This is a genomic window from Maribacter sp. X9, assembly GCF_048537565.1.
In the GTDB taxonomy this organism is placed as follows: domain Bacteria; phylum Bacteroidota; class Bacteroidia; order Flavobacteriales; family Flavobacteriaceae; genus Maribacter.
Window position 1 is genome coordinate 806,404 of the sequence record NZ_CP183215.1, and the last position, 18,145, is coordinate 824,548.

Here is an 18,145-nt window from a genome sequence, read left to right on the forward strand (position 1 = left end):
CACCATGCTAAAAAAAAGTGTTTTATACTTATTGTTATTTTTATTTGCCGCCTTAAAGATCGGTGCCCAAGAGGATAATCCGTTTGTTGCCTATGACGTTCCTGCACAGAACCTTTTAAAATACAACAGGTTTTTAATTAACCCTACGTTTTCAACGGTTCGGGAAGATAAATCATATATCAACCTATTACATAGAAATCAATCGGTACAGTTCGACGATAACAATCAAAACTACTTTTTAAGCTATAGTGGTCGTATTAGCGATAGAACAGGATTGGGCCTTAGTCTGTATACTCAACGTATGGGAACATTAAGTAACTTTGGTGTATTGGCCAATTATGCCTATGGTATAAAATTAAACGATAAAAGCAACTTTACTTTTGGCGCCAATATTTCGTATTACAATAGTGGTTTTGATCAAGGGAGGGCATCGACGGTTGAGGTTGATCCAGTATTAGCAGGGCTACAAGACCAAACGTTGATTTCGTTTCAACCCGCTTTTAACCTTTCTTACGGAAAATTTGATGTAGGTATCTTTGCTGAAAATTTATTCGATTACAACCTTAAAACCAGTGAGTCGTTAACTGCTTTTAAAGACAAAACATTTTCAGGACATTTACAATATACCCATCAGTTTGAAAATCAATCGGGTATTTTAGAAGAAGGTCGTTTAATGCCCTTGGCAAGGGTTCGGAAGGTAGGTGAGGAAGATGTAACTCTGGGCGGTAGCCTTATTTTAGACTTACCTAAACTCGGATGGGTACAAGGAGGTTACGATAGCTTTTATGGTGCCGCTGCCGGGGTAGGTTTTAATTTGAACCGAAGAATTTCCATAGGATATACGATGGAAAAGGGTCTTTCTAACAATTTCGATAATTTCGGACTTACCCATGAAATCTCTTTTGCATATTCCTTTTCGCCCAACCTAACGGAAGATCGGGTCTTGCTAGAAGAAGATTATGAAGATGATGTAGTGGATAATCAAATAGAACCTAAAAATATTGCCACACTTGAGGAAATTGAGCAACTGAAACAAAAATTAGCAGAGAACGATGCCATTATAGAAGAGCTGATGTTCCGTCAAGATTCTTTGGAGAGCGCCCGTCAAAGTGATTTGGAACGACGTTTTGAAATGGTAATGCGAATGGTGCGTAATGAAACGAATGGCGAGCGGCCAGATCTTGAAAAGAAGGCTGGAGACCTCTTTATGGACAGTACTACCCAAAATAATATTGCATCCTCTAGTAATCCTAGTAATGATTGGGGTGTGAATAAAGGGATTAATCCAAGAAAAGAGCAGGAACAAGATAGGGTAGTGGTTACCGAACCCTATAAAAAGCAACCTTCAGCTACTAAGCAAGAAGCCGATTTAGCGAAAAACACACAGCAAAAAGATGCCTTGGCGACTACTTTACCCAAGCGCCAGAATACGGTAAACCCTGAACAGAAAGAAGTGCCGCAAGATAAAGTTAAAAGTAGAAGGTTTAAGGATTTACCTAGGGTTACCGATGGTTATTATGTGGTAGCGAACGTATACAAAGGAGGGCAGTATATGGATAAGTTTCTAAACGCGCTTACCGATAAGGGTATCGATGCGAACTATATTGATAATCCCAATAACGGTCTTAAATATGTGTACTTAAAAAGGTTCGACTCCTTCGAAGAGGCAGAGGCTGCCCATAATTCCAATCTTAATGGAATGTATCAAGGGGCTACGTGGATTATGAATGTTGACAACAGCTATACTAACGAAGCCTATGCCACAAACGTTAACAAGCTTAAGCAAAAGGCCTCAAAATATGATACCAATGTCCTAAGCAAGAATGTAGTCGCCAAGGATAATGTAACAGCTAATGACCCCGACCCCAAAACGTATGTTATTGAAGGGGCTGATTCTGGGTATTACCTCATCGCCAATGTTTTTGCAAACCCAAAGAATGCCAATAGATTTGTAAAATTATTAAATTCCTATGGGTTAAGCGCAAGCTATTTTATCAATCCAAAGAACAATTATAGGTACGTATACCTTAAAAAACACGACTCTTGGACCAATGCATTGATATCCTATTATTCGAAGCTAAATGACGCCTATAATGATAAGATGTGGATTATGCGCGTAACTGAAGAGCAGATGGTTTAAGGCCCCTATAATGCCAACCATTGAAAACTAGGGCAAAGATTATATTACAATTAGTTTGACCGACAATTTCTAACCAGTAAAACTGGATGGATACTGTATTTCTGTGAGCCGGACCTAAATATCAGTATAATTCTACTTCTTTAGATTAAGTTCGACTTTAAGGGGGTACACATTCAAAAAGAGAGATAACAAATTCTCATTTAGTTAATACAAACCGGAATCTTTTAAAAGATAGGGTCCACCCCTCTTTAGCGGTCAGATGACAAAAACAGGTAACAGTAAAATAGGTCATGCAAGAATCTCCTAATTTTTTTGTGAAAAACCACCGGGATAAAAAGAACTCTTCGCTTTATCGATGAAATAAGACTTTCCAATAAAACAAGGGCAATATCAATAAAATTAGGTACTTACGCAAAAATTAAACCCAAACTAATTGCTGTTTCACAACAGAAATACTTCATGCCACAACATAAAATTCGTCACCTGATTTTGAAGGGCAATATTTGATGGAATCTTTGGGATAGAATTCAAAAAGACCAAAGAATCTAGTAAGAATCTTACATGACCAGACGGACTAATTTTTTCGATGCCCTTAAACATGTTTCTCTTATGAGAAAACAGTATACCAACAGCGTATTTTTCATTTTTTTCTTGATGATAGGTGCTTTCACGGCTATGGCACAAGTAAAAACTGATTTTGAAGTCAGATACGAAGCGGACATACGTGGAGAGCTGACCGTTATTGCGAATAACATTGTGAACAGAAAGACCTCATCGTCTTCGCCGAATGCTCCACATAATTTAACAGGTACATCTTCAAATTATAATGATGACTATGACATGCAATATATTGATATCGATAACGATAGCAATACATTTAGCTCCAGTAGTGCCATCTTGAGTATTTCAGACCCTGACTGTTCTGTAGTGCGCTATGCAGGACTCTATTGGTCTGCCATTTATAAAAATACGGATAGAAGCACAATCGATGATATTAAGTTCAAACTTCCTGGGGGCGTTTATCAAGATATAACTGCCGATGAAATCATATTTGATGGCGACGGAGATGTCGATTTCGGGTATTATAGCCCCTATGCGGCTTACAAAGATGTAACGAGTATGGTCGCCGGTCTGAGTAGTCCGGCTGGTGAATATTTTGTTGCCAATGTTAGGGCAAGTACTGGAAATAGCATATCAGGAGGTATTTCTGGTGGATGGCAAATGGTAGTAGTCTATGAAAACCCTAATCTTCCTGGCAGTAAATTTATTACAACTTTTGATGGTTATGCAGGTATAAAATCTGGAGAATCGGTTGATATTCCCGTGAGTGGATTCACCACGTTGCCAGCTCCATTTCCGGTTTACGCCCATATGGGTGTTGCAGCATTGGAGGGTGATAATAGAATAGGGGGCGATGCACTTCAAATTAATGCCAATGGCTCTTTTACTACGTTGTCGAATGGTCAAAACCCTGCAAATAATTTTTTCAATTCAAGCATTACCATCAACGACACACAATTTACCGCTAGAACACCCAACAGTGTAAACACCTTGGGTTGGGATGTAGATTTTTTCGAAATATTAAACGGAGGGTCAAACAATACGGTCATACCGAACGGCGCTACAAGTGCCATTTTAAGGGCAACTTCTTCTCAGGATAAATATGACATTTTTTTCACCTCCTTCGATGTGGATATCATAGCACCGAACATTGTTTTGGAAAAAAGGGTGAATACACCTGGCGGAGATGATATTACAGGACAGGGTGTGCATTTAGGACAGACCTTGGATTATGTACTAACCTTTGAAAATATAGGTAATGATGATGGCGTAAACTACACAATTAAGGATGTTTTACCCGTCAACGTATCTCCACCTGACGGACGCAGTTTTTTTAACGCATCAGATTTTACGTTGCCTCCAGGGGTAACTTATACGTACGATACAGCTACAAGAGAGATTGTTTTTAACATACCGAATGAACTGGTAACTCAAGAAGCTACTCAAAACTCAATTCGTTTTAGGGTTCAGGTGGCTGAAAATTGTTTCGATTTTATAAACGCCTGTTCAGATTTAATAGAAAACATAGCCTTTGGCACCTATAGCGGAGTTGAAAATTCTGCTGTAGTCAACGACGACCCCAGTGTAACCGATTTTAACGCGTGTGGCTACACGGTGCCTGGGGCGACCAATTTTCTTTTAGACGATTTGTCCGATTGTAACTTTGAGCGAACCGTTGAGCTTTGCGGTAATTCCGCAGTTTTAAATGCGGGCGACGGCTTTGACTCGTATGTTTGGTATCGAGATACCAACAATAATGGGATTATAGACGCAACAGATGTAGAGATCAACGACGGTGATCCAGACAATGACCCAAGCACGATTGTAGTTACTACTGCAGAAAGTTATATCGTAGATAAAATTGTAGCGGATCCTTGCAAAGGATTTACAGAAATTATAACCGTGGTTCCTTATGGATCAGGTACGATACCAAACCCTATCATAGAATATTTCAACGAGGTCAATAACGATACCGACCCATCTAACAATATTCCTGGTGAAATAGTTTCCTGTAGTGTCGATAGTTCATTGTTGCCAAAAATTTTCCTTTGCGGCATTAATGATTCTCATTTGTTACAGGTCAACATCGTTGATGCGCAGACGGTAAATTGGGAAAAATTGGACGAAGGAAGTTGTTCCGCCTCGGGAGACGATTGTGCCAACAAAGCACTTACCTGTACATGGAATCAAGTGGGAACGGGGGGGAACTACCGTTTAAACGCACCAGGCCAGTATAGGCTTTCGGTAACTTATCAAAATGGGTGTACCAGTCGTTTCTATTTTAATGGATTTCAAAACAACCTCGACCTACAATTCAACAAACGAGACATCATCTGTGATACGGATGGAAATATTACGATTACAAATCTAGGAAATGGATATGGCTACCAGTTGGTAAACGACCTTACTAACGATATCATCGTTCCTTTTAGTGCAGACAATGGTCCTAGCTTCAATTTTGCGTCGGGTCAAAACGGGTCGTATAGGGTAGAAGTTACACCGCTAGACGTAAATGGCGACCCCATTGAAAACGCTTGCGTTTTTACAACCCCGGTAATTGGTATTTTGGAACGTGCCGTAACGTATAATGTAGATGTTACCAATGAAACCTGTCATGGACTAGGAACGGTCACTATTCAAATTTCAAATGCCGAATCTACCTACGAGTATGAACTAAGACGTGACGATGGAACCAATGGAGGTTCAGGAACGTTGGTTGACAGTGAAAATGGACAATCATTAAATTATTATTCGTTCACAGGCTTAAGCGCGGGAAACTATATTGCTAGTGTACGCACGGCAGATGGGTGCTCCTATACCGAAAATGTTACCGTAATCGATGAAAATAACTTAGATTTAAGTGCTAGGGTATCACAACATATTATCTGTAAAGAAGGTAATATACTTATGGATTCCAGTGGAGGTAAGACACCACACACCTATGCCATTTGGTCCTATGTTGACGAGAGTGGAAACACGGTAACATCTTACCCTTCATTTGCCGATATACCGGCAAGCAATTTTGGCACAAGTCAAATTTTCGACATAGTGAAACCAGGAGACTACACCTTTGTCGTTCTTGACAGAAATGGGTGCTATGCTGTATCCAATACGGTAACTATTGAACTGAGACCGGCGTCAGAGTTTACTTCTACAACAGTTTATGATGTCGCCTGTTATGGGGAATCTAGCGGAGCGATTGAATTCAATCTGGTGAATGACAATGGCTATCAACTTACCTATTATCTTTTCGATAATACCAATTTCGACGAGAATAGTTACGACTACAATAATGCCTTGGCAACCAATGCATCGGGATATTTTCCAAATTTGAGCAGTGGAGATTATGCTGTTGTCATCAATCAAAGAAAAGGGAGTGCTTCTTGTGATTACTATGAGTATCATACCCTTTCTGAACCGACCAGTGGTATTTTTGGCGAAGCATTCTTGGTTCAAGAATATACCTGTTTACAAGACGGAATTATTGAAGCAAGAAATGTTACGGGAGGCGCCGCACCTTACGCATATAGTTTGGACGGAATTAATTTTACTGCCGATTCGGATCCTAATGCGAACAGATTTGAAAATTTAATAGACGGTACGTATAGAATAACCATTAGAGATGCCAGTGGTTGTATATTCAAGACCGATCCTATAATCATCGATGGACTTAACCCTCCTTCAGATTTAAATGTTGTACAATCACAGATTGTTTGTCCCTCAGAAACGGCTAGCCTAACGGTAACCTCTATTAAAGGAACTGCTCCATTTGTCTATGAAATTGTAGCGCCATCATCCGTTAGTCCTTCAAGCATCAATGATAACGACGCTAATTTTGACAATCTATCTCCTGACACCTACACTATTAGGGTTACAGATGCTGATGGATGTTTTTATGAAGAAAACTACACCATTGATCCTATCGTTCCAATCACCATGAATGCTACCACGGTAAGTCCTATAACATGCTTTGGTGCGGATAACGGAGAATTACGCTTTAATATCACTTATCAAGGAGGCCAGAATTTTAGCTATGTATTGACGGGTCCTTCGGGAACGATTCGTTCAGGGGGTACACAGCCTGTTATTGACAACATCGTCAATTTAGCGCCTGGCGATTACACACTGGATCTTACAGAAACCAATACCGGATGTACATTTACGTACACATATCCCTTGGTTGGGCCATCATCCGCGCTTACAGTTTCCAACATTGCCGTAACCCAACCTACTTGTTTGGTAGATGGAAGTGCAAGTGTTACCGCTTCAGGAGGATGGGGAGGTTATAGCTATTCCTTGAACAACCCCGACAATTCCTTAGTTGGAACGAATACAACTGGAAATTTCTCTGGCCTTACACAAAATGGCACCTTTACTGGTACGGTTACCGATGCCAATAACTGCATTGTTCCGTTCACCTTCGCTTTAAATGCTGCGATCGCGCCAGATTTGGAAATTGTGCCCAACAGTTTCTGTTATGACGACGCGGTAGGTTTAACCCTTACAGCGAATATAGTATCGGGTGGCGATGGAAATTTTGAATATAACCTTAACGGTGGAACGTACACTGCAAACAATACCTTTTCAGGTCTAGTGCCAGGAACCTACACCATCTATGTAAGAGATGGTAAAAATTGTATGGATAGCGAATCCATAACCATATATCCAGAGCTAAAAGTTCAGGTGATTGCAGATAATATCGCTGCTTGTGAAACATCCACGGAGATAGATATTACGGCTGCCGGAGGAGATGGCAAGTATGTGTATGCAGTGGTCTTGGACGGAGTGGCTCCCAGCAATGGCGATTTTTCGACTACAAATCCGGTGACTGTGAGTGCCGCTGGAGATTATGACATTTTTGTAAGGGATAAAAATGGCCTTACTGGATTTTGTGAAGTGACATACGATATCTCTATTCAGAAAGATACACCGCTATCCATTAGCGTCGGCAATACTCCTGTTCTTTGTAGCGGAGACAACCAGTCAACGTTGACCATAAACCCTTCTGGCGGAAGAGCCCCTTATAGGTACAGTATCAACAATGGATCCACGTATCAGACTTCAAACACCTTCAATAACCTTGGTGCAGGAAATTACCAAATCAGGGTTCGGGATTTCAATAATTGTGAGGTTGCCCAAACATACTCGATTACAGAGCCGTTCACACTCTCCGCTTCCGCAGCGGTAACCCAATTAGCGGAATGTAACCCTGGTATGGGGGCAGAAGTAAGGGTTACCAACCCACAGGGGGGTACGGCGCCCTATACCTATAGTTTTGACGGGGGAGTTAACTATACGTTAAACGCCATAGATTACTTGCTTCCGGGAACGCATACCGTATTCATTAAGGATGCGAATAACTGTACTTTTCCGATGACGGTGGTTATTGAACAGGCACCCACACCGCCCAACGTAACCTTAACACCATCAATTGATTATTCGTGCGATGGAACGGGTATTGTCTCTATTAGTCCCGACGACCCCAATTTAAAGTACACCTACGCTATAAACGGCATTGCCAACAGTCCCGCAGACTCCAATGTTTTTACGAATGTTCCGGTAGGCACCCATACGATAACAGTAGACTACCTTAGCAACACCGCTCCAACTCCAAGTACCTTATTATTGGAAAGCTTTGGAACGGGTGCAAATACGAGCATAACCCAAATAGACCCGGCCTATTGTTACGAGGCTCAAGACGGTACAGCTAGTTCTTGTGGTTTTGGAACTGACACTCATATTCAGGACGGAGAATATTCCGTCACCCAAACCATAGTCAACCCATACGGTTCTTGGAGGAATCCTAACGACCATTCTGGGGACGTAAATGGAAGGTTCTTGGCCATAAATGTGGGTGGAGTAGCAGGTGTTGGTGGTATCATTTACGCCAAAAGAGACATCGAGGTAATCCCAAATAGAGATATATCCGTTTCATTATGGGCATTCAATTTGTTAAGAACCGGTACGTCTGGAGGTGATCCTACCATCGAAATTCAGTTGGTAGACGGGTCAGGTAATATTATTGCTAGTACTGCAACAGGAAACGTTCCTAAAAATAGTGGTGCTAATGACTGGCATAATTATTCGGTAAACTTGAACCCTGGCGCAAATAGTGATTTGGATATTGTTATTAGAACCAATTCTGCGGTGGTTAGCGGAAACGACATTGCCATAGATGACATTGAGGCCTATCAGTTGCCCGAACAATGTTCGCAAACCGTTTCTATGGACGTAACCGTTGAGGATGGTAATGCGTTGGAAGCTTCCATCACCTCAACTGCAGATGTAAATTGTAGCGGAGACAGCACAGGCTCCATCACGTTTGAAGTGGATAATTTTGGAGCAGGTGGTTTTGAATACAGCCTTGACAACTTTGTGAGCATACTTGGAACAACAACGGTGTCACCACAAACAATATCGGGACTTTCAACCGGGAATTATACCATCTATATAAGAGATGTTGATAATCCTACCGCTGATTGTACAGTGTCGGTCAGTCAAACGATTACGGAGCCTACACCTGTTGAGGTTGTGGCAAGTGTAACGAACCAGGCGACCTGTACCGAAGGGGGTAAAATCACGGCTTCTGCTTCAGGCGGAACGCCTTATTATGAATATCAGTTGGAAGATGATTTAGGGGGTATCATTTCCGGATACGATTACACGACAAACGGAGTCAACACTTCATTTTCCGATTTGGCCCCAGGAAATTATATTGTTCGGGCAAGGGACATTAACGGGTGCGAGGATAGCATCGATACGGCGTTGACCATTGACCCTGCTAATCCAATCGTTTTTACCGCAACGGCAACTACGTGTTACAGTGGCGCTAATGATGGTGAAATACAAATTAATGTTACAAACGGAAACGGCGGCTATCAATTTCGTCTAAACGGCGGAACTTGGGTGTCTCCAGCTACCTTAACATCAGACGAGTATACCTATACGGGTCTTTCTTCGGGCTCTTATACGGTTGAGGTACGTGACGCTTTTGGATGTCCGTTGACCTCGAACTCCCAAACCCTGACCATAAACCCACAGTTAACCGCTGAAGCGGTTCTAACTAACGATTTAAGCTGTTTGGTCGATGCCATGGTAACCATCAATGCAAATGGAGGTTCGGGCACCTATACTTATGAATGGTCAGATGATAACGGCTTGTCTTATTATACTACCAACTTTTCTGGAAATGTATTCACGACCAGTAATTTTGGCACTTTTATGTTCAGGGTAAGCGATACCACAAACCCTACTGCCTGTACAGTTGTGACTGATCCTGTACAAATTACAGAAGCTGAGACCCCTATTATTTCAAATGTTACTCCTAAAGATATCTTTTGTAATGGTGAACTTACCGGTTCTCTTGATGTTACTATAGATACTTCGGTCGGTTTGCCGCCCTATACCATTAATGTGGTTGAAACTAACGGTCCTACCAATTATGGAACGCAGACCAACAGTCTCCCTGCTGGTGATTATGAAGTCACTATAACAGATGACAAGGGTTGTGTTTCTGCTCCTTTCACTGTAAGTATAGCCGAACCTAGCCCTATCACCTATGTCACCTCAGATGTGCCGATCACGTGTAATTCGGGTACGGGGAGTACAAATCCTGGCGAAATATCCATTACCGGAGTTTCTGGAGGTACGGCAGAATATACCTATGTTTTGACAGGTAATAACGGTATTGCTACACAAACCTACGTAACCACGCCTAGTACGAGAGACCATGTATTTACGGTCTTGGAATTCGGAATCTATCAAATAGACGTTGTCGATGCAAATGGGTGTGCTTCATTTACCACTGAGATCATTGCTTCGCCACCTAACGATCTTGATATTGATGTCAGCACCGTTACTACAGATTGTACCGCCGGCGGAACCGCAATTGTTACGGTCAGCTCCGCCGTAGGGAGTGGTAATTATGAATTTGGAATTTTAGATAGTTTCTCACCCCCTTACGCCAGTAGCTACCAAAACCCGGATGCTCCAGGAGGGTATACAGCAACCTTTGCCAGTCTAACACCGGGTGTTCTGTACACCTTTGTGGTATTTGACGCAACTACAAATTGCTATTATTTTGAAGAGGCCGCCGCCCCCGTTAACACGCCATCTAACATGACCGCAAGTTTAGATGCCATTAATAATGTGAGTTGTACAGGAGCGGGAGATGGTAATATTTCCTTCACATTTTCGGGGTTTAACGCTGGGGCTACACAGGTTCAGTATGAAATCTTCAATAGACAATCGAATCTTACGACTGGGTTCACTGCAACATCGGCTGTAAACCCACCTTCTACCGTCACTATTAATAATTTTGCGACCCTTCCTCCTGGAGAATACTATCTATTGCTTACAGAGGTAGGAGGGCCTAACAACGGCTGTTCCGTAGATGGTGGAAACTTTACCATTAGGGAATCTGTCAATGCGCTGGATTTGGATGTTGCCAGTCCCAAAAATGACAACTGTAATCTAAATGCAGGAGTAATTACCGCCTCGGGAAGGTTTGGTACGGCACCGTATGAATATCAGTATTTAAACAATAGCGCCCCTGCGCCCGGAGCCAATGATGCGGGATGGATCAGCAATACGAGTGCTAATGTAGAGGCTGGAGATTATATAGTATACGTTAAAGATGCTTATGGCTGTATCTTTCAGCGACCTATTACCGTAGATGAGGACCTTAGTCCTTCAATAAGTTTGTCGATTATAGATGAGTGTGTGGAAGAGGGTATGTTCGAAGTTGTTGTAACCCTGAACAATCCAGTCGCCGCTTCCTCTCCTTTTCAGCTAAGTGTAAACGGCAGTGCGTTCCATAATTTTTCTTTTGATGGCAGTAACCAGTATACGCTATCTGGATTACATTCCGGGTTAGGACAAACATTCGCTGTTAGAGATTTGAATGGTTGTGTCGATACCCAGACGCTCGATATACAAAAACCTTTAGAATTTACAGTAGTACAAACGGTTGCTCTTGATTGTGAAACAGGCGCAGCTGCCAATGCAGAAATTCTGATCAATGTAGTTTCCGGTTCAGGTAATTATGAATTTAAAATTGATGGTCCTGGTACTAGTGATCAATCTAGGACCGTGTTGCCCCCGAGCCCATATACTTGGACGGGTGCCGCCGATTATGGGAATTATTATGTAACGGTATTTGACTTGGGAACAACCCCACCGAATTGTTTTAAAACTATTACGATTGCTATTCCAGACGCACCTGTTCCGGCTTTTACAAAAACGGAAACCAATGTAAGTTGTAATGGTCTATCAGACGGTAGTGTTACCTTGACTGAGACAAATACGGGTATCAACCCATTGACATATGTATTGACACCTATGCCAGCAGGAGCCGTGTTAAATGGCACCACCTTTGAAAACCTCCCTCCGGGAACGTATAGCGTTAGAGGAACGGGAACGAACAATTGCTCTACCAATGTCGATATTGTGATCACAGAACCCACTGTAATCACAGTGCCTCAACCAACAGTGGTTCCCTTTGCATGTACAGCGGGTAATAATGGCAATAATGCAAGCATTACAATAGATGGTACTGCTATTACAGGCGGATCAGGAAATTATGTACGATATGAGTTTATAGAGGAAGATGACCCGAATACTGTACCCGTAGAATCACCGGTAGTGGTTCAAAACGGTGCTAATCCTAAATATATAGAAACAAATACCGATGGAGGTAAATATACCATTAATGTGTATGATAGTACCGGTTGTTTAGGTACTACTACCGCCATCATACCACCTTTTGACGCGATAACTTCCGCCACGGCAACAGTGACCAACACGGTTACCTGTAATCCGGGAAATGATGGCGAGTTGACGATGAATGTGAACTCTACCTTAGGAGACGCCACTAAATTTGAATATAGCATTGACAATGGTGCCAATTATCAAACATATAATGTATTTGGTGTACTAGAAAAAGGAACCTATACCATTTTGGCGAGACATTTGGATACCGGATGTATGATCTCTGCAACGCAAACATTATTAGAGCCTAACACCTTTACCATTGATGTACAAAAAACAAGCGACGTCGTTTGTTTTGGATCAGCTTCAGGAGCCGTAAACTTTACCTTAGTTGACACCACTTATCCGGGGGGATTTACTTGGATGATTTATGACACAAAGGGTACTCCTGCGGATATTTCAGACGATGTAGTCGTTGATTCGGGTACAGAGACAACTAATGCAACGTCAGACATTAATTTGCCAGTGGGAAGTTATTATATATCCGTGTCACAAGACAATAACCCTTTCTGTCAAAACACAGAGGCATTTACCATTACAGGTCCTAGTGCAGCCATTACGGGCGCGATAGTGGTCAACGACATTACCTGTGCCGGTAGTGATGGTTCCATTAAAATTATAAATGTTGCTGGCGGATGGGGAAGTTACACCTACTATATTGGTGTAGCGGCTCCGAGTGCCCCATCGGATTATTCGGCATCTCCTTCTTTAGGAGGACTTTCCGCAGAAACCTACCAGGCATGGGTGCGTGACGCCCAAGGATGTGAGCAATTGATTCAGGACAATATTGTATTGGCCGATCCTACGCCCATCAATGCGACCCTACAGGTGAAACAGGAGAACTGTACCAACCTACAGGGAATACTTGAAGTGATCAACGTGAACGGAGGACAGGGTAGCAACTATACCTATCAATTAATATTGAACGGTTCTAATTTCCGAGCTCCTCAAAACACGTCTGTATTCTCTGGTTTAGGGGCAGGAAGCTATGAGGTCGAGGTTACAGACCAATGGGGTTGTTCTTTTACAACACCTGCTGAAGTATTGTACGAAGAAATGAATTTGACTACTACAGTTGATAAAACCATTGATTGTACTTCAACTCCCGGAGGTCAGATTACAGTAAATGTAACTGGGGGACCCACAAACCTTGAGTTTGAGATGACGGTGCCGGGCGGAACTATTATTACACAGACTACCGGGGTGTTCACAAATCTAGTGCTATCAGGAACGTATAGTTTCGTCGTTAAGGATTTAGACACCACGAACCCTGTTTGCGAAAGAACCATCGTTCAAAATTTGGATGCGCCTGTAGCACCCCTTTTATTGGATGCGAGCCTTACCCATGTGAGCTGTTTTGGAGGTAACGACGGTAGTATTAGGGCCAATATCGACCCAACCACCAAATTGAATCCGGTTTATCGCTATGAATTATATGAAATCGGTAATTTAAGTACCCCAATTTTAGGACCAAGCGATAATCCGTTGTTTACAGGGTTAAGTGCTGGGGATTATCAAGTGAAAATTATTTCGGCTAGAGGTTGTGAAGCGGTTAAAAATGAAACCATCACTCAACCTACTCAACTATTGATTGATGCAGTGGCTACTGAATTTAGCTGTTCACCAAATAACAGCGTGAATACGGCAACGGTAACCGTCTCTATTTTGAATGGAGCCACCACTCCAGGAACAGCATCAGGAACTTCACCTTATTTATATAGCTTGGATAATATCAACTTTCAATCATCGAACACGTTCAATATTACAGATACTGGAGCTGCACAGACTGTAAATGTTTTTGTAACGGATGGAAAGGGTTGTACTGCTACGGATATGGTTACTATTCAACCAATAAATCGTTTCACGGCCTCAGTTACCACCGATGTTGATATTTCATGTGCCAATGCAGAATCGGTTACCATAACGGTTTCGGATAATGGTTTGACCCATAATTATACCTACGAATTGTTACCAATTGGAAACACTAATGCGCTTCTAACAGGGACTACAGCTGCTACGGCTACTTTTGATTTAATCACTACCGGTTCCTATACTTTTAGGGTAACGGATACGGATACAGGCTGTTATTACGATACAACAGCTTATAATGTTGAACCTTATGATTTCATTAGAGCTACTGCTACCGCTGTGACACCAGTTACTTGTTTTGGCGATACAAATGGTGAAGTGGAAATAAATATTATAGGGTATACTGGAACATACCAATATGAGGTGTTTGATACGACTGGTAATTCAGTTATTCCGGCAACAGCTTCGGATACCAATGTTAACCCAAGAAGATTTGGTGGTTTGTCCGGTGGAAATTACTATGTAACCATTACAGAAACGGCTACCCCGTTCTGCTCAGACAACACCAACATCATTACGATCGATTCTCCCGATATTAATCTCACCGCTGCAGTGAATGTGTTGGCGGAACCGACCTGTACAAATCAAGGTGAAATTCGTATCGTTCCCGTGGGGGGATATTCGCCTTATGCAATAAGTATGACCAACGGAACGGATACCTATGATGCAAAGAAGGTCCAATCCATAGCCTTTAGTGGTTTGGCAGCGGGTACCTATACAATTACGGTGACCGATGATAAAGGTTGTATCCGTACCTATACCGAAATTTTGAACCCTGCTACAAAAATTGTTGCCAATGCCACCCCATTGATTACAGACTTGGCTTGTTTTGGTGATACTGGGGCTACAGTTTCTGCAAATGTAATAAGTGGGGGAAGTGGTTCTTATGAGTATCAATTAAACTATTATGATGAAGCAGGTACCTCAATAGAATTTACTACGGGACAACAGTTAAGCCCTAATTTCAATGACTTAGGAGCGGGTTTCTATAGTATAACCGTTTCCGATGGGTGGAATTGTGATGTGACCACCGACAAAGTTGAGGTCAAGGAGCCAACACCAGTAGAGGCCTTTTTGAGACGAACAGATCCTTTAACCTGTGCAACAGGTGCCGAATTTGAACTTACGGCTACCGGTGGAAGTGGAAGTTATGAATATATGTTTATTAAGAATGAATCTTCTAATGGAGTGTTCTTACTGATGACAAGTAATCCATTACGACTGCCTGAAACAGGAATTTTCCAAGAAGGTACGTATCAATATTATGTTCGTGATGCGGTCAATGGTTGTGAAGCAGCAGTCTCTAATGTTATAACAGAAAACAAACCAATGCCTTTAATTTTAACTGTTGATAAAACTTCGGCAGTTTTAAACTGTACGGGAGAAAGTACCGCTATTATTTATGCCAATGCCGAAGGTGGTTTAGGAAATTACCAATATGAATTGTTCACAGATAGCTCATTAAATTTGGCTACCCGTGTTGCAGGACCGCTAAAGCACGGAATTTTCAGGAACCTATCTGCAGGAACGTATTATGTTTCAGTCACCAGCGAGGACTGTACAACGCAACCTGTGGAAGTTATCATCAATCCGCCAACCCCATTATCCTATACCGAGAGTGTTTTAGATGTAACCTGTGCAGGAGAAGATAATGGTCGAATTACGGTCGAACTTTCCGGTGGGGCAGGAGGGTATCAATATGCGATTTCCCCAAACCTAAATCAGTTCACCACTATAAATACGTTTACAGACCTATCGCCTGGTGAGTACACGGTTATAGCACAAGACAAGAATGGTTGTTTTGAGTACTTGACCTATACGATAACCGAACCTACAATTTTAAAGGTAAGTGCAAATTCCACACCTGAAATCTGTGTAAATAGCCAAGATGGTTCCATTATACTTGAAATATCAGGAGGTACAGCACCTTACAGCACCGCATTGAACGCTAACGATGATACAGATTTTGTACCGAACAGAACAGATTTCTTCGATTTGGCCGCTGGCAATTACCTACTTTTCATTAGGGATTCCAATGGTTGCGAAACCAATGTTGTCGTTGATATCGAAAGAGGGGTTAACCTTAATGCGATTATCGAGCCCATCTATGAGTGTACTGGTTATGTTCCAAACAACTATGTGAACATAACCCTTGAAGACGATAGTGTAATCGGCGATGTGTTGTATGCGCTAGATTCGGTTGACCCCTCAGATTTCCAATTGAATCCAGACTTTAGGAACTCGGCACCAGGAAATCATTATATCACCATTGCGCATGCGAATGGTTGTATACAGACGATCGATTTTGTGATTGAGGCATTTGATCCATTGACCCTTTCATTGGAGCAACTCAGTTTAAATCAGATAATCGCTAATGTGGATGGAGGAAAAGGAGAATACACCTATTATTTTGACGGTATCGATAATGGCTCTGAAAACACGTTCTATATTGATAGAACGGATACGTTTGAGGTACGTGTGGTAGATGCAAATGGCTGTGAAGCCGTAGCAACTATTTTCATGGAGTTCATAGATATTGAAATCCCCAATTTCTTCACTCCTGATGGGGATACGAAAAACGATTTTTGGATTCCTAAAAACATGGAACAGTTCCCGAAAATACTAATTAAAATATTTGATCGTTATGGTAGGGTGGTTTCCAATCAATCGGTAGATTCAAAAGGGTGGGATGGTATGTATTCAGGAAATGAATTGCCAACGGGAGACTACTGGTATATCATAAAATTGAATGGAGAAAGAGATGAACGGGAATTTGTAGGTCATTTCACCCTATACAGATAAAACTTAACCTAAGATGATGATGCGAAATAGTGTTTTGACCTTGGCCTTTTTTATAAGTGCCTTAGCCCTAAAAGGTCAAGAGCTAACCATACCCCAATTATCTCAATATTTGGCAGACAACCCTTTTGTCATGTCACCAACGTATGCAGGTATCGGCGATCATGTTAAAATACGTCTAAACGGACTTACGCAATGGGTGGGGATTAAGGATGCCCCAGACACCCAATCATTGGCTGCGGATATGCGTATCGGCGAAAAATCGGGAATAGGTACGTTATTGTATAATGATAGTAATGGAGAGACTAAACAGCGTGGCGCTCGAATTTCATTTGCGCACCACCTTACTTTAGATCGCTATGACGATGAGTTTTTATCCTTTGGTCTTTCGTATAACTTTAACCAATTCAGAATAGACATTCAAAATTTTGATGCATTGGACCCATCGGTAACAGATGATAGGGCTACGACCAACCACAACTTTGATGTAGGTTTTTTATACCGTTATGATAAATTTTATTTTAGTGTGAATGCCTCCAACCTATTGGATAAAGACCTTAGTAAGTTCAACCCTGTGTTTGAGCCCAATCGATTAAGGAACTATTATGTTTATACCGGTTATAGATATATGAAGAAACGTACTAGTAAAGTGGAAGTTGAACCTTCCATTTTCTTTCAATTATTTGAGAGTGATGGCCGTTCTGTAACCGATTTAAATCTCAAATTCAGGTTTTATGATTTTGAAGACTATTACTATGCAGGAATCAATTATAGATTCTTGAATGACCAGATCGGAAATCCACTATATATTGCGCCTATTGCTGGATTAAAGAAAAGTAATTTCTATTTTGGGTATTCGTATCAGGTTATTTTAAATGAAATTCTTGGATATAGTTCAGGTACCCATGTAATCACTATCGGAGTAGATCTTTTCCAAGGAATCAGTAATTGTCGATGTACCTATTAAACCTTTCGGAGAATGATTATGTTTGTTCTCCAGAAAAAATG

Annotated in this window: 3 protein-coding genes; all 3 read left to right on the forward strand. The window is 41.6% G+C overall.

Annotated features, from left to right (window positions below):
* Window positions 1–4: 4 nt before the first annotated feature.
* A complete protein-coding gene (locus ACNR9Q_RS03430; RefSeq protein ID WP_419213210.1) occupies window positions 5–2,140 on the forward strand; it encodes a type IX secretion system membrane protein PorP/SprF in 2,136 nt (711 codons plus the stop codon).
* A 609-nt stretch (window positions 2,141–2,749) separates the two neighbouring features.
* Entirely contained in the window at window positions 2,750–17,140 is a 14,391-nt protein-coding gene (locus tag ACNR9Q_RS03435; protein ID WP_419213211.1) for a T9SS type B sorting domain-containing protein, read from the forward strand.
* A gap of 16 nt (window positions 17,141–17,156) precedes the next feature.
* Complete coding sequence (locus ACNR9Q_RS03440) at window positions 17,157–18,104, forward strand: type IX secretion system membrane protein PorP/SprF (RefSeq protein WP_419214243.1); 948 nt, start codon at window positions 17,157–17,159, stop codon at window positions 18,102–18,104.
* The last annotated feature ends 41 nt before the right edge of the window (window positions 18,105–18,145 follow it).

What these genes read in the sequence shown, in the direction of transcription:
- ACNR9Q_RS03440 (WP_419214243.1), top strand. Translation starts at nt 17,157, where the DNA reads ATGATGCGAAATAGTGTTTTGACCTTGGCCTTTTTTATAAGTGCCTTA.
- ACNR9Q_RS03430 (WP_419213210.1), top strand. Translation starts at nt 5, where the DNA reads ATGCTAAAAAAAAGTGTTTTATACTTATTGTTATTTTTATTTGCCGCC.
- ACNR9Q_RS03435 (WP_419213211.1), top strand. Translation starts at nt 2,750, where the DNA reads ATGAGAAAACAGTATACCAACAGCGTATTTTTCATTTTTTTCTTGATG.